Below are 19,191 nucleotides of genomic sequence, written 5' to 3'. Positions count from 1 at the left end.
TCTTGACACGTGGGCTATGTGCGCCTAATCTCGCAATTGTTGTTGAGAAGCAAGCGGACCAACCGCAGAGGAGAAATGACATGGAACACACGATCAGCTACACAATCCGGTACTGGGAACAAGAGACCAAGAGTCCTATCGAGGTGGTGAAATCGATCACGGTCGAGCAGGCCGAACAGGCCATCCTCGCAATTCGTGAATACAAAATCCAGCATCCCGAGGTGTACGGAATGACAATCCAGACGTTGCTTGATGGGGAGCAGTACGTCGCGCGCTGGACCGATATAGATGGCCGCAAAGTCGAGGAGGTGTACCGTGGCCTGTTGGTATTCGCCCGGTCCTCGCAGTTCACGCTCGAGGAAAAAGTGGACTCCCTCCGCTATGGACACGAATGCGTTAAGCGGGCAGTCGCAGCAATGCACCCGCAGTGGTACGCAGTCTACGCCGACGGGATCATCTACGGCGTCGGAGACACGGTCCTAGATGCTGTGCGGGATTCCAAAATTGACGCACGCATCGTATCTATGCGGGTTGACGGCCAGTACGAGGCTCACGGTGGCGGCATCGTAGACATGATCGACTGTCTCCGCATTAGCGGAGACTCTGAGGCGGCCTACGGCTCTGCTGCTAAACTGCGCCGGATGAGTGAACGGTTAGCGAAAGCGGTGCTGGAGAGTACCGGACGAGTTCCAGTCTGGACAATCACAGATCATGGCGAACTCGACATCGACGAGGATGTATAATCACCACGTTCCCCGCCGTGCGGGGATGAACCGGTTGAGTCGTTACTGACAGGCACAATATGGACATGTTCCCCGCGTCAGCGGGGATGTACAAGGCCGCCGCAACCCCTGCAGAGGAGAACGACAATGACACGCGCAGAAACATATACGTGGGTACGCAGGAGCAAACTGTCTGGATGGTTCCTGGTTGATGGGGTGGAGATCGGGGTTGAACGACACGGGACGTGCGGGCATCACCATGTATCGCTAGATTCCGCACTCAACTGCCCCTATGCTGGCGGCAGGCTAGAGGGTTCGCACTCGTATAACCCGTTTACAGAGGAGCAATGGGCGGACGCGTATGCGAGGCGGGAGGCGGCTAGGCTCGCGGCTCGCTCCTATATGCAGGTTGTAGAGGACGAGGACGAAGAGCGCCGTGCGGATAGGCAGGCTGCGGAATTCGCTGAGTTTATGGCGGATGAGGATAGGCAGGCCGCGGAATCCGAGGATTTCATGGCGGACCCGGAGAACTGGGTTTAATAACGTGACAAGCGCGGCAACCGCGCGAGATTTTTCATCGTGAAATGAGATAATCGGCGCTCACTCGGAAAGTATTTATGTCTCCCCAGACTGGCCACGCGCCGAAGAATTCGCCAAGATTAGGATTGTCAGACTCCGCCTCAGTTAGGAATCTTAGTCTCCGCCGTGCCCATCCTCGGGCAAGCGGTGCCTCCGGCGTGGTAGCCGGGGCCGGGTAGGTAACCCCGGCGCAGATTCGCAGGGATGAACCATGAGCAACGATGAAAAGCGCGAGAGCACCACGTTACACCCCTTCATTGAAGGCTTGCTCAAGACTCTTCCACAGCCTGAAACAGCGTGGGGAATTGACGACCGCACGAAATGGATACGAGCCGCCGCGAGTATCTTCGACGTGATCTATTCGGCGGACGACGAGGTCTTTATGCGCGTGGCTGATGGCGATAGATCCTCTAATGTGCCGTGGGATCAACAGCCCTGCCCAGGCTGCCAGGCCCCACTGAACGACAGAGACCTCCGCTGTCCCCACTGCGGAGCGCGCAACACGTGCAGCCCATTCTAGAGGAGAAGCGTAAGCATGAAATACACCCCTGAATGGGATCTCACCACGATCCCCGACGCGCTGATCCGGGCCGAGTTTGCTAAGCGCATCCCCCGCAAGCCGCGCAACCTCGTGCCCTGCGTCGGCTGCCTGGCTCCCCTGAGCGCCCGCGAGCGCCGCAAACCCTGCCCCCACTGCGGAGCACGCAACCCGCGCAGCCCGCTCTAGATTTTTTTCTAAAATAGTGCTTGCGCAGTAAAAAAATCGCGAGTATGGTTTTCGAGAACTTCAGATTCGGTTTCAATTCAGTCGTTGTGCATCCAGGTGCTGACCCACGGTATGGCTCGTTAGAGCGACGGACTCATAACCCGTAGGTCGACAGTTCGATTCTGTCCACCGCCACCACACCGAATTGAAATCCAACAGGTTGTAGATCTCACGGCGTGACCCCCGATATGTGGGGGCCATCGAGCCTTGAACTACGGGCACCGTCCCGTAGGTCAGCGGCGTTCCCGTAGGTCGACCCCGCCCGCGGCCGCGTAGGAATGGAAATCCCGCTGCACCGATGTCGGGAGCGCCATCCAAGTGGCAGTGGAACGAGGCCTCGAGGCTTTTGGTTCCACTGCCAGCATATGGCGATCACGCGTCTGGGCCCAGGCGGGCGTACTGATCGACTAGGCATTACCGCGTTGGTATGGTGGGCAGGTTTCTCCGCCCACTTTTCTTAGGAGGAAGCGCAATGCCAAAAACGACTCTGTTTGCCTGCGCCTTAATTCTGTTTTCTTTCCCTGCCAATCTTCATTCGCAACCTGCTTCCCGACAAGGGATTATCGTCGCCTGTGAATGCCACGGGATGATCGCTGAAGCCTCCCTCAGCTACTTGCGAGACCGCATCGCAGCGAGTTCCCGGTATGAGGAAAGACGGGATTCTGAGGAGAACGAGAAGATATATCCGAAGATTAGTATCATCACGCTCGACGACAATGCGGATCCTGGGGGAGCAGTACAAATTGCGGTATCCGAAGTGATCCTGTATCACTCCGCTTTCCTTGGACAGCGTGTAGGACTGTGCGGGAAGAACACTACATCGGGATGCGTCGATGGCATCTTCAGTTTTGCCGACAAGGTGATATCTCAGTATGTGAACAACAAATAGTTTACCGGGCTTCTTTCAGAACCTCGACCGCCACCAAAGTATCCCCCGAAGACACGACAGAGAGTAGATCTGGCTGACTCCCTGTAGCTGGCCTCCTGTAGGCTGTCAGGATCTTGATCCGCCAGCAGCGGCGGCAGGATGGAGCAGATCCTTCGCTGCGCTCAGGATGACAACAGGAGCGTGGAGGAGAAATGTCGCGCGCACAGACTACCGCAGGTCGATTGCCTCCACAGCTAGGCCTTGGCGTGCCGTTCGCTATTCGGTTTGGATTCTCTGGTGGCGTAGAAGAAGATGTACAGATAGCAGAGCAACGCGACGAAGAAGGCGTGATGAATGCCGATACGGTCTGCGATCGCTCCCTGAATCACTGGAACGATGGCTCCGCCGACGATCGCCATATTCATGACGCCGGACCCGGCTCCCGTCAGCGGCCCGAGCTCTGCCACGCCCAGAGTGAAGATGCTCGGGAACATGATGGAGTTGAACAGGCCAACGGCGAGCAGGGTCCACATCGCCAGGTGTCCGCTGGACAGCATGGAAGTGACGACCAGCACGGTGGTGCAGACCGTACAGGTCGCGAGTAGATACCTTGTCTTGACGCGCTGCAGCAGCCCCGCGCCAATGAAGCGCCCCACCATCGCGCCGCCCCAGTAGAAGGAGACGTAACCTGCTGCGACCGGCGGAGAAAAGCCAGCGATGTTGGGTTGGCCCAGGTAGCTCACGAGAAAGCTCCCGATAGAGACCTCCGCGCCCACATAGGTAAAGATTCCAATCGTCCCAAAGATGAGGTTGGGGTGTTTCCAGAGCGAATCCGGAACCTTCTCCCCGGCAGGGCGATGCGCGTGTGGAATCTTCGGCAGGTTTAACCGGGAGATCGTAAGCCCGAGCAGCACCAGCACAATGCCGATCGAGATATAGGGCATCTTGATGGTGGCAGCTTCCTGCAAGCGATAGGCGTGCAGTGCGGCGGGGGTGAGCGCACGCAGCTTCTCGAGGGCTAAGGGAACCGCGGTGCCCAGGATGAGCAGTCCTCCGATCTTAGGCGCCAGGGTTGTGCCAAGCGAGTTGAAGGCCTGGGTCAGCGTCAGCCGGCTGGATCCGGTCTCGGGTTTGCCGAGTGCGATCACATATGGATTGGCTGCTACCTGGAGGCCGGTGATTCCGGCAGCAAGGATCAGGAGCGCCACCAGAAACATGGGGAACGAAGGAACCGAAGCAGCGGGAATGAACAGAAATGCGCCAAAACCCATGGTGAGCAGGCCAGCCACCATGGTTTGCTGATAGCCGATCTTATCAATCACCCTGGCCCACGGTAAGGAGAACAGAAAGTAGGCCGAGAAGAAGGCGAATTGCACCAGCATGACCTGCGTGTAATTCAGCTCAAAGATCGACTTCAGGTGCGGAACCAGGATGTCGTTCAAAGAGGTGATGAAGCCCCACAGAAAGAACAGGGAGGTAACAATGGCTAAAGAGCGCCCTTGATGCATGGGTGCGGCAGCAGCTTGAATGTTGCCGGATCGAACGGAGTTGGATGCTGCTTCTGGAGCGGCCATCTTTCTACCTCACCTTCTGCTGTCTGTGCTGGCCTGTTCGATCGCGAATTGCGCCAGGACCCATTACCACCACGTCTCGGCCTGTACTCCGTAGCTGAGCCCATTGGTCCTGTTTTTATAGGGAACGCCGCCCACCAGACCGCGAAACTCATCGGACCAGTCCGCATAGGTTAAAAAGGTGCGCAGTACCGGACGGCTGAAAAATTTGCGGCCTGCTCCGAGTTGGGGGGCAATGGTGTATTTGCGAAGCCAGCCGCTCACGGGGCCGCCTGCCGCAGAGTTGAAACCGTCGGTATAGTCAAAGCCTCCCTCAAAGGCAAGGGAGAAGTACTTGCTGAAGAAGACCTCCGGCCGTGCGCCGAGGGATACCCAGTGTTGCGGGGAGTGCTGCGCATTGCCGTCCTCCGTTCGCTGATAGATGACGACAGGCAGAATGGCAAATTTGTCGTTGGGCTGGATCAGGAAGTGGTTGACGATCTGGAATCTTTCTGAGGTTCTTTGGAACCTGGATGGATCATCGACCGAGCTGCTGAAGTTGCTGGCGGCTCCCCTTGCGTACTGGATCGATGCAGTCTCATAGCCACCATGCCACTCCAGGGTTTGGAAACGCGCCCCGACAGCGAATCCGTTTGTAGTGGGAATGACAACGCCTGTGGGTGTGGCGCCACCCTTCTCGGTTGCGAAATCGAACCATGCCCCGAATTGTCCGGCAGGAGTTTTTATATCGTAGAGCCGGACGTCGACGTTCCGCTTGGCATACGTGCCGTTCTCGGTTGTAAAGTCGGGCCGGGCGCCATGCAGGTAGGCTACCGCCAACTTGGCGAACCGAAGGTTCCAATCTTCCACACCGGCACCGTAACCGCTCGTGTCGAGGTTGTAATAGTCGTTGATATCGATGTGCTGACGCCGGTAGTATCTTTCGCCCGCCCAAAACTTCGCGTTGGGCTGGCTCTCAAAGAGATCGCCGACACGGACGAAGGCTTCGCGCAGGCGAAATTGGTCGTTCCCCGCGGAATTGGGAAAGTTAGCGTAGGTGTCGGAGTTTGTAGTGTTGGTTTCCAGCATGACTTCGGTCTTGAACCATGCCTGTCCGGGAACGTGCTCCGCATTCAGCCAGTTGTTAACGAAGATCCACTCTCCATATGTCTCTGCTTCGTTTCCCAGGCGATACTTCGCGTCGGCTCCAGGAGCCTGGAATGCGACCATCTGGCCGCCTCTGCCATTTGTGCCTGCACCGGAGCGCAGGTATCCGTGGAACTCAAAGCTGCTGACCTGCTCGTGCAGCGTCTCGATCTGCTTCTCGGCCTCGTTGAGCAGGTCGTAGGTAGGCTCGGAGGGCAACTTTCCTTGATATTTTTGTCCGAGCTGCGCGGACTCTTCGAGCAGGGTCTTGGCATTGTGGGTAGTGTTAGCGGTCTGGGCGCCGAGGTCTTTGGTTGATACGGTCGCTGCTTCTTTCTGGCTGGTGGCTGCGCTCTGTGTGGCTGCGCTCTGTTGGTTGATCTTCTCTTCCAGGGCGGAGATCCGCTGCTGAAAGTCTCGCGTGACCTGCTCATATTGCTGCTTGAGGTCTTGCAGTTGCTGCTTTACGTCGTCCGTAGGGGGAGAGGGCGCGGTCTGGGCTGCAGCGGGCAGAACTGCTGTGATAACGCCCGTGATGAGACAAAGATATTTGCGGATTCGACTCCGAAATCTGTTTGCCAGCACCTTGAGTCCTCAGCTTGAAAACTTGACCACCGAGTGGACGGCCGGAATCGCTCCGTCGGAGGGAAGATCTTACTATCGCTCGTTCAGCGGGATCAAATGTGGCCGGATTGACTGGGAGCAGACCGGTTTCGTCCTCGCGCAGGAAACTGGGGCAGGGAAACTGGAACCGGAAATGGGGCCGGGAAAAGGAGTGCCTCGCTTAAGTGAGGCAATACAAAGGTTTGACAGAACGGATTGGACTGGATGTCTTGAGCCTTTGTGGTTGCAGCTTCCTTGGGGGATTGTTGCAATAGCTGTGACGGTTTCCACGCGGCGAAAAGCGCGGAAACCTCCTGTAACCAAGGTGCGGTATGATTCAGGGAATGGCCCTTGCTGGGCTCTGAGCGAAACCATGTCCAAGAGTTTCAAGCGTTCTGTCCTCGCCATCTCGGTGGCCCTCGTATTCTTCGTATTTCTTGGCAGCTTCGGCCCCAGCGGTGTTCGCGCCGGCACGGAGAAGGATGGCGCCTACAAAGAGATGGAGGTCTACAGCGAAGTCCTCAAGAAGATTCAGAGCGACTACGTGTCGGAGCCAAACATCGGAAAAGTGACGAATGGGGCCTTGCATGGGCTTCTGGAGTCCCTGGACGCAGACTCCAGCTATCTGACCCCGGATGAGTACAAGACTTACAAGCAGCACTTGAGCGAAGGCACGGCGCAGGTGGGGATCAACCTGTCCAAGCGTTTCGGCTATGCAACCGTCGTCTCTGTTGTTCCGGGAAGCCCGGCAGAAAAGCAACAGATCGGGGACGGCGACATTATCGAATCAATTGGCGACCAGTCTACGCGCGAGATGTCGCTGGCGATGATCCGTTTGATGCTTGAGGGCAAGCCGGGCACCAGCGTCACCTTCTCCGTGGTGCGGCCACGCAAGGCGGAACCGGAAAAGGTCACGTTGACACGGACGGCTGAGGTCGTTCCCGCACTGGGCGAACAGCAGTATGAGAACAGCAGCATTCTTTACCTGAAGCCATCGGTGCTGACGAAGGAGCGCGTCTCCGAAATGGAAGCACGTCTGCGGGCGATGGGCAAGAACGGCAACAAGAAGGTAGTGCTCGACCTGCGCGACGTGGCCGAGGGCGACAGCGACCAGGCGATTCGCCTGGCAAACGCGTTTCTGCAAAACGGCACAATCGCAACTCTTGAAGGCCAGAAGTTTGCCAAGCAGACCTTTGTGGCAGAGAGCTCGAAGTTCATCACCGCAGCGCCGCTGGCGGTCGTCGTGAATCATGGTACGGCGGGCCCCGGCGAGATTGTTGCAGGGGCAATTCTGGATAACAAGCGGGGCGATGTTGTTGGAGACCGGACCTTCGGAGAGGGATCGATCCAAAAGACGATCGAGATGCAGAATGGGGCTGCTGTGATCGTATCGGTGGCAAAGTATGCATCCCCTTCCGGCAAAAAGATTCAGGATGAAGCTGTGACTCCGAATGTCGTCGTGGCGTCGAGTCTGGATCAGGACGACAGGGCAGAGGATGTGCCGCCGCAGACTGGTCCCAAGGCAGACGATCAACTGAACAAGGCGCTGGAGCTGCTGAAGCAGAAGAACACATAGAGCGGCTTCGGGAAACCGCTCCGGCGGCAGGGGTAAACAGCTAGAGTCCGCAGGGAGATGGACGATGTTTCACAGTCGCCTGCGTGCTATCCTCGGCTTTAACGGACGTCCCCTTGAAATCCACTGACCAAGTTCCCCGGCCTGGTGCTGGACCCGGCTCCCAGCCTAGACGCTTTCGTCCGCCCGCACGGGCGGAAGGCCGCGGCCGAAAAAAGATCGCAGGCAACATAGCTCTCGCGGTGCTGCTGGTTCTGGCGGCGCTGGTGGGCGTGCTGGGCGGCCTGATGATGGTCTACTCCGCCGATCTGCCGCAGATAGACGAGCTGGAGCGCTACCGTCCAAACACAACTACGGATCTTTACGACGTACACGGCCGCATCTTCGGATCCTTTGCGCTGGAGCGTCGTGTTGTGGTGAATTATGGGGACTTTGCCCCGGTACTTCGCCAAGCCGTCATCTCCATTGAAGACAAGAATTTTGAGAGCCATTGGGGCATCAATGTCTTTCGAGTGATCGGCGCGGCTTATCACGACCTTACGTCCAGCAATCGCGCGCAGGGCGCTTCCACGCTGACCATGCAACTGGCGAGGAATCTGTTTCTCTCCTCCGAGCGCCGCGTAGGGCGCAAGATGCAGGAAGTCTTTCTCTCGATCCAGATTGAGCGGTCGTTTACCAAGCAGCAGATCTTCACTCTGTACGCGAACCAGATTTATCTGGGGCATGGGATGTACGGATTTGAGGCAGCATCGGAGTTCTACTTCAGCAAGCATGCCAAGGATCTGACTTTGCCCGAGGCCGCATTGCTGGCAGGGCTTCCGAAGGGTCCGGTGGGCTATTCACCGATCCTCAATCCAGACCGCGCCCTGCGTCGCAGGAACATGGTGATCAACGCGATGCTGGAAGACGGGGCCATTACGACGGCGCAGGCGAATGCCGCCAAGGCTGAGCCGCTGGGGCTGCACGTGCAGTCTCCGCCGAATTCAGTGGCGCCGTGGTTTGTGGAGGATGTGCGCAGGGAGCTGGAGAAGAAGCTGGGCGCGGATGAAGTGCATGAGGCGGGACTGCGTGTCTACACCACGCTCGATCTCGATCTGCAAAGAATCGCGAACCGTGCGGTGCAGGATGGCCTTGCGGCCTATGAGCGCCGCCATGGATGGAACGGCCATCTGCTCAACACCATCGCGGGCGGCATTTCGCTGGAGGACTTTAAGCATCCGGACTGGGTGATGCCGCCGGAGGCTGGGGGGTATGTGCATGCGCTGGCTACCTCCGTCCTGCCCTACCAGGTAACGGCGAAGGTCGGATCGCAGGAGGTCTTGCTGACGCCGGAGGATTGGGCGTGGACCGGTCAGAAGACAGCGGACACATTTTTGCGCCCCGGCGACATTCTTTACGTACACCTGAGCGACACTCTGCCGGCGGCAGGCCCGCTGAAGGGAACGCTCGAACAGGATTCGGGCACGGAGGGCTCGCTCTTCGCGATGGATAATGCATCCGGCGATGTGCTCGCGATGGTGGGCGGACGTGACTTCAACCTGTCGCAGTTCAACCGTGCGACCCAGGCGCAGCGGCAAACGGGCTCCTCGTTCAAGCCCTATGTTTATACGGCTGCGGTGGAGGAGGGTGCGCGGCCGGAGGACTCCATCTCCGACAGCCCGGTGAGCTTTGGCTCCTATACTCCGCACAACTATGACGGCAAGTATCTGGGCTCGATCTCGCTGCTGCACGCCTTTGCGGACTCGCGCAACATTCCGGCGCTGAAGCTGGCGGATCGCGTTGGCATCCGCCGTGTGATCGAGGTGGCACACCGGTTCGGCATTACCAGCAACATTCCAGCATTTCTGCCGGTGGCACTGGGGTCGGTGGAGGTGACGCTCGAAGAGCAGGTTGCCGCGTACAGCAGTTTTCCGAATGACGGCATCCGTATTGCGCCGCGGCTGATCCGCAAGGTGACCAATGCCGATGGAATGACATTGATGGAGGATTTGCCGCAGGTTTCCGAGGCGACGAGCGCCAAAACGGCGAGATTGATGATGGTGATGCTGAAAGAGGTCGTGCATGGGGGAACAGCAGGAGCTGCGGCGTCTCTCAATCATCCCCTTGGAGGCAAGACGGGCACGACCAACGACTTTACCGATGCCTGGTTTCTTGGCTTCTCTCCTTCCGTTACCTGCGGCGTGTGGGTTGGCTATGACAGCCGCCAGTCGCTGGGCGACAAGGAGACGGGCGCACGAGCCGCACTGCCGATCTGGATGCAGTTTATGAAGGCGGCGATCGCCGGCAAGGATGACGAGGTCTTCCCCTCGGAGGAGCGAAGCAAGTCGGCTGGAGCACCCTTACTCAATAAAGCGGCTGCGCCAACGACGGCTCTACCGGCAAAGAAGCCAGGTACTTCGGGTGGGAAGAACGTGGCGCCAGTCCCGACGCGGCCCATTTCTCCCAAACCTGTTGCCTCGGGGCGGACGGCTGCAGCGCATCCGCCTGCTCTGCGCCATGTTGCAGCGGTGCATAGCGTCCCGGTCCGCTGAGTTAGGCTTAGAGGGCGCGGGAGTGATTCCGGCGATATTGATTGGCCAGGCGGAAGTAGCGTTGTGCCTGGGCGACGTCCCGCATAATCTGGGCGCGCAGGGCGTCAGGCGAGGGCCACTGCTTCTCTTCTCGCAGCCGATCGAAAAAGCTCAGCTCCAGCGGAGTTGTTTCGTCCAGGGCAACGGGTTGGAAGTTGAGGATGTGAGACTCGACGGCGAAGGAGTCGGGCCCGAAGGTGGGCCGATTGCCGACGTTCGTCACCGCTTCAAAGAGCCGATCCTGAATACGCAGGCAGGTGATGTAGACGCCGAAGGCCGGCAGCAGTTCGTTATACTCCGCCAGGTTCACTGTGGGTACGAGGAGTTTGCCGCCGATCCCGCGCCCGCGCGCCGGTGTGGACCGGACAAAAAATGGATGCCCCAGCAGGCTGCGGGCCTGCCGTACATCTCCGGCTGCAATCAGGCTGCGAACCGTGCTGCTGGAGATGACCATGCCGCGGCGGTGGAGCGCTTCGTACACGCGCACCTGAAATCCGAGGCTGCGGCCTAATTCGCGCAACTCATCGACTCCCGCCTGGGCACGATGCCCAAAGCGAAAATTCGAACCCTCATGAACCTCGACCGCCGCCAGCTTCTCGCAAAGAACGGATTGCGCGAACTCCACGGCAGACATGCTGGACAGCTCCTGCGTGAAAGGGATCACCAGTACGGCGTCAATCTCCGTGGCGGCCAGCAATTCGAGCCGTGCTTCGAGCGGGGTGATGAGACGGGGAGCACGTTCGGGCCGCAGGATGCAGGTCGGATGCGGATCAAAGGTAACTGCAATGGAACGTGCCGCGAGTGTGCGGGCGCGCTCCTTGACCTGCTCCAGAACCCAGCGATGACCGCGATGCACGCCGTCGAAGTTGCCTACGCTCACGACGCAGGGACCAAAGCCGGGAGGTATCTCAGCGAGGCTGCGGAATATCAGCATGGTTAGATTTCGAAGGGAATCTGCAGGCCGTCATAGGCCAGCCGTATGTTCGGCGCTAAATTGCTTTCGGTCTCCGCGTGGAGGATGTCGTGGGACATATGGGTGAAGTATGTCATGCGCGGCTTGAGGAGGTTGGCCCATGCAATCGACTGGGAGAGCGTGGAGTGGCTGGGGTGCGGTGTGTGCCGCAGCGCGTCGAGGATCGCTACATCGAGGTCTTGCAGCAGCGGCAGGCTGCTGTCGGGGATGTGGTTCATGTCCGTCAGGTAGGCGGCATTGCCAAAGCGGAAGCCGGTTACCTGCATTTCTCCGTGCAGGAGGGGGATGGGCTGAAAGGGAACCCCGAAGAGGTCGATTGCGCCCTGGATGCGGTTGAGTTCCACGCGGGCGCGATTGGGATACTTGGCGTCGACTGCAAAGGTATAGTCGAAGACCTTCTCCAGTGTGCTGGCGGTAGCCTCGTCCGCATAGAGAGGGATCTTGTGTTTGTTGCGAAAGCTGAGGGGGCGCAGGTCATCGAGTCCCAGGATGTGGTCTGCGTGGGAGTGGGTATAGAGGATGGCGTCAATATCGCGGATGCCTTCGCGCAATGCCTGCTCCCGGAAGTCCGGACCGGTGTCGATCAGGATACAGTGGTTCTCCCAGCGAATGGAGACGGAGGGGCGCGTCCGGCGGTCCCGCGCGTCGGAGGAGGTGCAGACGCGGCAGTCGCAACCGAGGGTGGGCACACCCATCGAAGTGCCACTGCCAAGAATTGTCATCACTGCTTCCATAAATCCGCTTAGCTATTTCTTACCAGTGGGTGGTTGGGTAGCCTGCGCTGCGATGGCGTTGGTCAGCTCCAGGAACATCATGCGCAGATCGAAGAGAGCGTTTTGCAGAAGGTGCGACTCCCGGTCGGTGAGGTTGCCCTTTGTCTTGTCGACGAGGATTCCAAGGATATCGATGTTCTGGCGCGCGCCTACGATGTCGACCCGTGGCTGCTCGCCGGGCTTGGTGGCTCCGCCCATCTGCACGATCGCGGAGAGATAGATCGACTGCACCAGTTGTTCAAAGGTTGCTTCTTCGGAAGCGGGCATTCCGGGATTCGCGTCCTGGATCATCTTGTCGAGCACGCGGGAGGATTGCTGGTAAGCGGCGTGCTGCTCAGCGGTTTCCTGCGCCGTCGGCGGTGGCCCTACTTCGGAGCCATCCTCTTCGTGTTCAGCGGCCGGTTCTGTGGGCGCAGAGGTGACGAGTTGTGGTCCGCGCGCTGGCTTTTCTGCCGCAGCAGGAGAAGGCGCTGGCTTCGATTCAGCAACGGGCTCTTCCGGGGGCAAGCTGGCTTCGTCGCGGAGCTCCCCCTCTAGCGTGAACTTGCGCCGGTCGGTAACGGTGAACTGGGACTCTTTTTCATCCATGATTCTTGTCCATTCTTCGAAACGGATTATTTTCGATCTTCTTCGTACAGGATTCTTCCCGGTTTTGATCTATGGCAGGATGGACCACGCCGTGATTGTGCGATCCGACTCAATCTCGCGAAATCAGACGGCTCCGATCTCCGGCGGCTTCTCCAGCGGAGCCGCGGTGCCGCCGTCGTACTCGAGGGTTGCATCCGGGCCAATGGCATCCAGGCGAACCGTCCCCAGGGCAAAAGCCCGGGGCGTGCCGTTGAGCGTGAGAGTTGCCACGCTGGTGATATTTCCAACCGCCTTGTCTCCAGAGCGCAACTCCGCGCCTGGCGCCGGAGTTGCGCCTTGCAGGGCAAAGGCGCGCAGGGCGCGATGAATGTTGGCGCGGGAACGGATGCGCTCCACAATCTCCTGGCCAAGGTAGCAGCCCTTGGAAAAATTGAGTGCCCGGGTTTGCGAGGTCTCCTGTGCCAGATGCTTCTCTTGAATATCGATTCCGTACGCGGGGATGCCTTCGACGATGCGCAGGGTCTCGACCGCCTCTAGACCACAGGGACGGCAGCCGTTCTCCAGCAAGGCTGTCCAGATAGAAGCCACGTGCCCGGCGGCAAACCACAGCTCAAAGCGCGGTATCAGCACGCTATAAGAACGCACTACGGTTATCGGAATCCCGTTCCAGACCCACGGGCGCTCTTCGAGCGGCTGCAGTTGCGCAGCATCAAAACCGAGCTTGCTCAGAACCGCCGCGGCTGACGGTCCGACAACGCCCAGCGCCGTAAGTTCAGCCAGAGGCGCGAGTTCCACATCATCCATGATGATGAAGTGGTCAAGATGCTGGGTGAGCCGGTCGACCTGGTTCGCGGAGGTTTCCAGCACGAGCCGGTCCTGCTCCTGAAAGGTATATATATCGCCCTGAATTCGGCCCTGTGCGTTCAGCACGAAGCTGTAGTTCCCGGTGCCCTCGACGAGGGTCTTGACGGCATTGGTGGTCATTCCGGAGAGCCAGCGGGCACGATCTTTGCCGGTAACGGCGATACGAGCCAGCCAGCCGAGGTCCATTGCGGCGGCGGAGCGCAGGGCCGACTCTGCTTCCTGGTTTGCATCGTCAAATACCAGAGGGGTTATGGCGCCTTGATAGGTGCGTAGTTCGAGCGCAGGTGCATTGCTCCGCAGGAACTCTGCCAGAGGTGTTGGCCTGGCGACGGGCTCGGCGATTGTTGCTTCGTTAGAAGTGGGGATGGAATCGCTCATAGCGGAAAATACAACTAGATTATAGCCTTGCAGAATGAATATGGCTGCGGACGAGGGCAAGGAAGGTTTCTGGGAATGAATTGGAAGAAGATAGGCGCCGTTGCCGGTGCTGCGATACTCGGGTTCGAGCTGACGGGCGCGCAGATGTTTGTGCTGGCGCAGACAGCGGTACCCGTTCCACAGCAGGGCGCACCAACTGCGCAGCCAAAGCCGGACCAGGCCAGCCCAGCCCAGACCAAGCCGGACAGCAGACAGCCCCCGCACGACAGGAAGATCTCACCGCAGCAGGCGAAGGAGCTTTTCCGCTCAGTGGATGAGATTCTGCGTTTCTCATCGGAGGACAGCAAGCTCCCCATTCGGAGCAAGGTTAAGAGGCGCCTGACGACCCGCGAGGCGGTGGAGCAATACATCCTGGAGAAGCTGAAGAACGATGAAGACGCGAAGCGGATGCAGCGCGGCGAAATTGTTTTGAAGAAGTTTGGGCTGATCGATCGGGACTTCCAGCTAGGGCCGTTCCTCGTCAGCCTGCTGAAGGAGCAGGTTGCGGGCTACTACGATGACAAGACGAAGACGGTGAACCTGCTCGACTGGATTGAGCCGGAGGAGCAGAAGTCCGTGCTGGCGCACGAATTGACCCACGCCCTGCAGGATCAGCGGGTGAATCTGGAAAAGTGGCAATCGAAGACGCAGACCGGGCTCTCGCATACGGTGGCGGAGGACAATCAGCATCTGGCGGTGGACGAAACGGATACAGCTCGCGATGCCGTACTGGAAGGGCAGGCGATGGCTGTATTTCTCGACTGGCAATTGAAGCCGACGGGCAAGACTCTGTTGACCGCAGGCCGGGAGGTCGAGGATCGGATGGATCAAATGGATGATGCAGCCGACTCGCCCGTGCTGGCGCGGGCTCCACTCCTGCTGCAGCAGGAACTGCTTTTCCCTTACAGGGATGGGCTGAAGTTTGAAACGGCCATGTTGCAGGATCGCGGAGTGGAGGCGGCGTTTGCAGGGGTGCTGGATCATCCGCCCTCGACCAGCTATGAAGTTATGAATCCGCATGCCTACGAGGCGGCGCAGAAGATTCCGCTGCTGCGCATGCCCGATATTCACGGTCTGGTGGACGCGGATTACGACCCTTACGATGTTGGAGTGATGGGGCAACTTGACGTGCGGATTCTTACTGAGCTGTTTGGCGGGCCGGCGGTCTCGCGTGCGCTGACGCCGGCGTGGGATGGCGGCTTGTACTATGCGGCGCAGAGAAAGAGCGCCCACACGCCGGAGGAGAAGGCGTCGACAAAATCGCTGAGCACTCTGTATTTCTCCAACTGGAAGACGGAAGAGGCGGCGCAGGCTTTTGCCACCATGTACGCCAAGGAACTGGGCGTGAAGTACTCCGGCGTATCACTGGACAGTGAGAGCGATACACCGCACGGAGAGCAGATCTACCACACAAGCGAAGGCCCGGCGCTGATCGTGGTGACCGGCAGGCAGGTCTTTATCAGCGAGAGCTTCGACCTGGCGCTGGCGCGCAAGCTGGAGCTTCTGCTGACGGGCGCGCAGCAGGGCGAGCAACTCCGCATGGCGGATGCTTCGAGCTTGCGGCGGGAGGATCTGACCTCATTCCTGCGCCGTTTTCTGGGGGGATGCGGGATGATGCGTGCGGGCTTGATGCACTGAGGTTCTCCGCCTCGGTTGTTATACTGAAACGTTCCTTCTTTCTAATTCAATCCGCCTTTCCGTTACAGGAGAGAGCGGCGGAGTGTGATGTTGCAACAGGCGGAGATTGGGATTATCGGCGGCAGCGGTCTGTACTCGATGCCGGGACTGACGGCGATCCATGAAGAGCGGATCCGTACTCCTTTTGGCGATCCATCGGATGCATTTGTGCTGGGCGAGCTGGAAGGACGCAAGGTTGCGTTTCTGGCCAGGCATGGCCGCGGACATCGCCTGCTGCCATCAGAATTGAACTTCCGCGCGAATATCCACGCGATGAAGCAGCTCGGAGTCGAGCGTATTCTCTCAGTCTCGGCAGTAGGCTCGCTCAGGGAAGAGCATAAGCCCACCGATTTTGTCATGCCCGATCAGTTCATCGATCGCACGTTTCTCCGCAATGCGACGTTCTTTGGAGACGGGATCGTGGGCCACGTTGCATTTGGCGACCCGGTATGCGCCACCGTCTCCGGGGTATTTGTCGATGCCTGCAGGAGTGTGGGAGTTGTGGGCAAACCCGGCGGCACGTATGTCTGCATGGAGGGGCCGCAATTCTCTACCCGCGCGGAATCCAACCTGTACCGAAGCTGGGGTGCAGATGTGGTAGGCATGACGAATCTGCAGGAGGCGAAGCTGGCGCGTGAGGCGGAGATCTGCTACGCGACGATGGCAATGGTGACCGACTACGACTGCTGGCATGAATCGCACGATGCCGTGACGGTGGAGCAGATTGTAGCCGTGTTGAACCAGAACGCGACGAATGCAGCTAAGGTGGTGCGCGCTGCGGTGGCGGCGATGCCTCGGGAGCGTACCTGTGCCTGCGCCACGGCACTGCAGTACGCCATCCTGACTCATGCGGATGCAGTACCCCAGGCCACGCGGGAAAAGTTGGAATTGATCATCGGGAAGTATCTTCCCGTGCACCAGTAAACGCGCACCAGTAAATCGGGAGAAGCAATGGCGATTCTTGTAGTCGGAAGTGTTGCGTTTGACAGTATTGAGACTCCGCACGGCCGTGTGGAGAACTGCCTGGGAGGCGCGGCTACCTATTTCTCTCTGGCGGCCAGTTACTTTGCGCCGGTTCGCGTCATCGCCGTGGTGGGCGAAGACTTTTCCAAAGAGAACGAAGCCGTACTGACCAATCGTGGCGTCGATACGTCGGGGTTGGAGCGGGCCAATGGGCGGAGCTTCCACTGGACCGGCTCCTACATGCAGAACCTGAATGAGGCGCAGACGCTCAAGACGGAACTCAATGTCTTCGAGAGATTCTCGCCGAAGATTCCGGCGGCATACGAGGACAGCGAATTTCTGTTTCTCGCAAACATCGATCCTGTGCTGCAGGAAAACGTGCGCAGCCAGATGTCGGGCGTGCGCATGGTGGGCGGCGACACCATGAACTACTGGATCACCGGACATCAAGACAAGCTGGCCCGCGTACTCAAGGGCCTGGATGCCCTGTTGATCAACGACACGGAAGCCAGGATGCTGGCGAAGAATGACAATCTTGTGGGCGCTGCCCGCCAGATTCTCGAGATGGGCCCGAAGACGCTGATTGTGAAACATGGCGAATACGGAGCCACGGCCTTCTTCAGCGATCGCTCGTTTCCCGAGGGGACCGAGGTTGTGACGCTGCCATTTCGTGCGCCGGCATTGCCGCTGTCCAAGGTTATGGATCCGACCGGAGCAGGCGATTCCTTTGCGGGCGGTTTCTTCGGCTATCTGGCTTCGCAGCCCAGGCTGACCCCTCTCGTCTTTAAGACGGCGATGTTTTATGGCGGAGTGATGGGATCGTTTGCGGTCGAGCGCTTCGGAACGGAGCGGCTGCAGTCGCTGGACCGTGCCGAGATCGATCAGCGGTTCGGGCTTTTCCGCGGACTCAGTCACCTTGAGTAGCACGGAGGCAGACCGGCGATCGCAGCGCCGCGAATGGCTTCCGGTACTGGTGGCCGCAACGGCGCTCGCTCTTGTTGCGTTTGACTATTGCTTCGAACATCATTTGCTGTTGCTCTACGGCGATGCGGTGGCGCACCTGCACATCGCTCGCCGCGTCTTTGACTCGATGAATCCAGGCTTTCGGCAGCTAGGTTCCGTCTGGCTGCCGCTGCCGCATCTCCTGCTGATCCCTTTCGTGCAGCGGATGGACTGGTGGCAGAACGGTGCTGCCGGAGCGTTTCCATCGATGGCCTGCTACATCGCGGGCTGTGTGGGGATCTATCGGCTTGCGCGGTTGTGGCTGGCGCCGCGCGTTTCTCTGCTGGCGCTGGCGTTTTTCGCGTTGAATCCTGGCTTGCTGTATCTGCAATCCACTGCGATGACCGAGCCGCTCTTCCTGGCAGAGATGATCTGGGTCGCGCTGCTGGTTGCGGAGTTCTGCCTGGAACTGGATAGCGGAGAAGCTGGACGGCGAGCCGACCGCCTCCTCATCGCTGCAGGGCTGGTGCTGGTAGCGGCTGTCTACACCCGTTACGACGGGTGGATTTATGCCAGCTTCGCGTGGCTGGTTGTAGCCATTGCGCTATGGAGGCAGCACAAACTGCGTGAGCCGGTGATGGGCAGTTTCATCCTGTTCACCGTGATGCTGGGAGCCGCACCCGCATTGTGGCTGGCGTACAACGCGAGACAGTTCGGGGATCCGCTGGACTTCATGCGCGGACCCTACTCGGCGCGCGCAATCGAACTGCGAACCGCGACTCCGGGATCGCCGCATTATCCGGGGTGGCACAGCATGCGGGTGGCGGCGCTGCATTTTCTGAAGGCCGCCGAACTTGACGCTGTACCCATCCGCTGGGCCAACAAGCTGTTGTGGCTGTCTGTGGCTGGCACCGGGTTGGCGCTATATGCGCGTTCGCGGGCGATTGGGGCGGCGCTGCTGTTGTGGATTCCGCTGCCGTTTTATGCTTACTCGATCGCCTACGGATCGGTTCCGATCTTCATCCCGGTATGGTGGCCTTTCTCCTGGTACAACACGCGCTACGGGATGGAAATGCTGCCGGTCTTTGCGCTGTTTGCTGCCTTCGCGGCGAGTTGGCTGCTGAGTTGGGTTCAGGCGCGCTCTCCAAAGGCCGGCCAATGGGTATATGCCACGATGATCCTGCTGATCCTGGCAAATTCGGCGGCGCTGCTGCATGCAAGACCCATTGTTCTCCAGGAGGCTATTGCAAACTCGCGTACCCGCATCCCTTTCGAGGGTGCGCTGGCGGATGCGCTTCGATCGTTGCCGCCGGACGGACTTATCCTGATGTATACCTCGGAGCATGTAGGGGCATTGCAACAGGCGGCGATTCCGCTGCGCCGGACGATCAACGAAACGGACTATTACCGCTTCAAACCGGCGCTGGAGAAGCCGGCAGAGTCGGCGCGGTGGGTGGTTGCGACCGATGGCGATGTGGTGGACAAGGCGATCAAGCTGCATCCTGACCACCTGGAGCTGATGAGTGTCACCTGTTCCACGGGGCAGCCCTGCGCCAGGGTTTATCGTTCTCAAGTGGATACTCCAGTGGCGCCAGCGGCCCCGGGACAGTGATAGCA

At 59.2% G+C, this 19,191-nt stretch carries 17 protein-coding genes and 1 tRNA gene; 12 read left to right on the top strand and 6 right to left on the bottom strand.

Features of this window, described 5'->3' with window-relative positions:
- Nucleotides 1-80 precede the first annotated feature (80 nt).
- From VM554_12800 to VM554_12775, 6 genes are all read left to right on the top strand, one after another.
- The gene (locus VM554_12800) at nucleotides 81-743 is read left to right on the top strand and encodes a hypothetical protein (protein ID HVJ09252.1); all 663 of its coding nucleotides are present in this window, start codon (nucleotides 81-83) and stop codon (nucleotides 741-743) included.
- 126 nt (nucleotides 744-869) lie between these two features.
- Complete coding sequence (locus tag VM554_12795) at nucleotides 870-1,262, top strand: hypothetical protein (protein HVJ09251.1); 393 nt, start codon at nucleotides 870-872, stop codon at nucleotides 1,260-1,262.
- Nucleotides 1,263-1,512: 250 nt separating this feature from the next.
- Nucleotides 1,513-1,821 (top strand): hypothetical protein, encoded by a 309-nt coding sequence (locus tag VM554_12790; protein ID HVJ09250.1) that lies wholly within the window; start codon nucleotides 1,513-1,515, stop codon nucleotides 1,819-1,821.
- 15 nt (nucleotides 1,822-1,836) lie between these two features.
- Nucleotides 1,837-2,028, top strand: a complete 192-nt coding sequence (locus VM554_12785) for a hypothetical protein (GenBank protein ID HVJ09249.1) — start codon at nucleotides 1,837-1,839, stop codon at nucleotides 2,026-2,028.
- Between the two features lie 106 nt (nucleotides 2,029-2,134).
- Nucleotides 2,135-2,205 (top strand) — tRNA-Met (locus VM554_12780).
- Nucleotides 2,206-2,539: 334 nt separating this feature from the next.
- Nucleotides 2,540-2,956, top strand: a complete 417-nt coding sequence (locus tag VM554_12775) for a hypothetical protein (GenBank protein HVJ09248.1) — start codon at nucleotides 2,540-2,542, stop codon at nucleotides 2,954-2,956.
- 233 nt (nucleotides 2,957-3,189) lie between these two features.
- On the opposite strand, the gene VM554_12770 is transcribed toward VM554_12775, so the two are convergent.
- Together VM554_12770 and VM554_12765 are read right to left on the bottom strand one after the other, a co-directional pair.
- Nucleotides 3,190-4,509 (bottom strand): sugar MFS transporter, encoded by a 1,320-nt coding sequence (locus VM554_12770; GenBank protein HVJ09247.1) that lies wholly within the window; start codon nucleotides 4,507-4,509, stop codon nucleotides 3,190-3,192.
- Between the two features lie 63 nt (nucleotides 4,510-4,572).
- Nucleotides 4,573-6,216, bottom strand: coding sequence for a carbohydrate porin (locus VM554_12765; protein HVJ09246.1), 1,644 nt, complete (start codon nucleotides 6,214-6,216; stop codon nucleotides 4,573-4,575).
- 391 nt (nucleotides 6,217-6,607) lie between these two features.
- On the opposite strand from VM554_12765, the gene VM554_12760 reads away from it, so the two are divergent.
- Entirely contained in the window at nucleotides 6,608-7,810 is a 1,203-nt protein-coding gene (locus VM554_12760) for a S41 family peptidase (protein ID HVJ09245.1), read from the top strand.
- Nucleotides 7,811-7,923: 113 nt separating this feature from the next.
- Nucleotides 7,924-10,338, top strand: coding sequence for a PBP1A family penicillin-binding protein (locus VM554_12755; GenBank protein HVJ09244.1), 2,415 nt, complete (start codon nucleotides 7,924-7,926; stop codon nucleotides 10,336-10,338).
- 7 nt (nucleotides 10,339-10,345) lie between these two features.
- Here VM554_12755 and VM554_12750 read toward each other — a convergent pair whose 3' ends face one another.
- The 4 genes from VM554_12750 to VM554_12735 all read right to left on the bottom strand — a co-directional run bounded on the left by VM554_12750 (nucleotide 10,346) and on the right by VM554_12735 (nucleotide 13,953).
- Nucleotides 10,346-11,311, bottom strand: a complete 966-nt coding sequence (locus tag VM554_12750; GenBank protein HVJ09243.1) for a bifunctional riboflavin kinase/FAD synthetase — start codon at nucleotides 11,309-11,311, stop codon at nucleotides 10,346-10,348.
- Nucleotides 11,312-11,313: 2 nt separating this feature from the next.
- Complete coding sequence (locus tag VM554_12745) at nucleotides 11,314-12,072, bottom strand: MBL fold metallo-hydrolase (GenBank protein HVJ09242.1); 759 nt, start codon at nucleotides 12,070-12,072, stop codon at nucleotides 11,314-11,316.
- 24 nt (nucleotides 12,073-12,096) lie between these two features.
- Entirely contained in the window at nucleotides 12,097-12,711 is a 615-nt protein-coding gene (locus VM554_12740; protein HVJ09241.1) for a DUF1844 domain-containing protein, read from the bottom strand.
- A 123-nt stretch (nucleotides 12,712-12,834) separates the two neighbouring features.
- Nucleotides 12,835-13,953: a hypothetical protein gene (locus VM554_12735; GenBank protein HVJ09240.1), complete on the bottom strand. Its 1,119-nt coding sequence runs from the start codon at nucleotides 13,951-13,953 to the stop codon at nucleotides 12,835-12,837.
- A gap of 75 nt (nucleotides 13,954-14,028) precedes the next feature.
- Between VM554_12735 and VM554_12730 the strand changes: the two genes are divergently transcribed.
- The 4 genes from VM554_12730 to VM554_12715 all read left to right on the top strand — a co-directional run bounded on the left by VM554_12730 (nucleotide 14,029) and on the right by VM554_12715 (nucleotide 19,186).
- The gene (locus VM554_12730; GenBank protein HVJ09239.1) at nucleotides 14,029-15,630 is read left to right on the top strand and encodes a hypothetical protein; all 1,602 of its coding nucleotides are present in this window, start codon (nucleotides 14,029-14,031) and stop codon (nucleotides 15,628-15,630) included.
- A gap of 87 nt (nucleotides 15,631-15,717) precedes the next feature.
- Nucleotides 15,718-16,593 carry an S-methyl-5'-thioadenosine phosphorylase gene (gene mtnP / locus VM554_12725; GenBank protein ID HVJ09238.1) on the top strand — a complete coding sequence of 292 codons (876 nt, stop codon included), beginning with the start codon at nucleotides 15,718-15,720 and terminating at the stop codon, nucleotides 16,591-16,593.
- A gap of 27 nt (nucleotides 16,594-16,620) precedes the next feature.
- Nucleotides 16,621-17,556, top strand: a complete 936-nt coding sequence (locus VM554_12720) for a PfkB family carbohydrate kinase (protein HVJ09237.1) — start codon at nucleotides 16,621-16,623, stop codon at nucleotides 17,554-17,556.
- The gene (locus tag VM554_12715; GenBank protein ID HVJ09236.1) at nucleotides 17,549-19,186 is read left to right on the top strand and encodes a hypothetical protein; all 1,638 of its coding nucleotides are present in this window, start codon (nucleotides 17,549-17,551) and stop codon (nucleotides 19,184-19,186) included. The genes VM554_12720 and VM554_12715 overlap by 8 nt, the downstream gene beginning before the upstream one ends.
- Nucleotides 19,187-19,191 lie beyond the last annotated feature (5 nt).

Origin of the sequence: Acidisarcina sp. (genome assembly GCA_035539175.1) — a bacterium.
Classification (GTDB): Bacteria; Acidobacteriota; Terriglobia; order Terriglobales; family Acidobacteriaceae; genus JANXZS01.
Note: the sequence above shows the minus strand (reverse complement) of the source record. Positions and strands in the feature narration are given on the sequence as shown.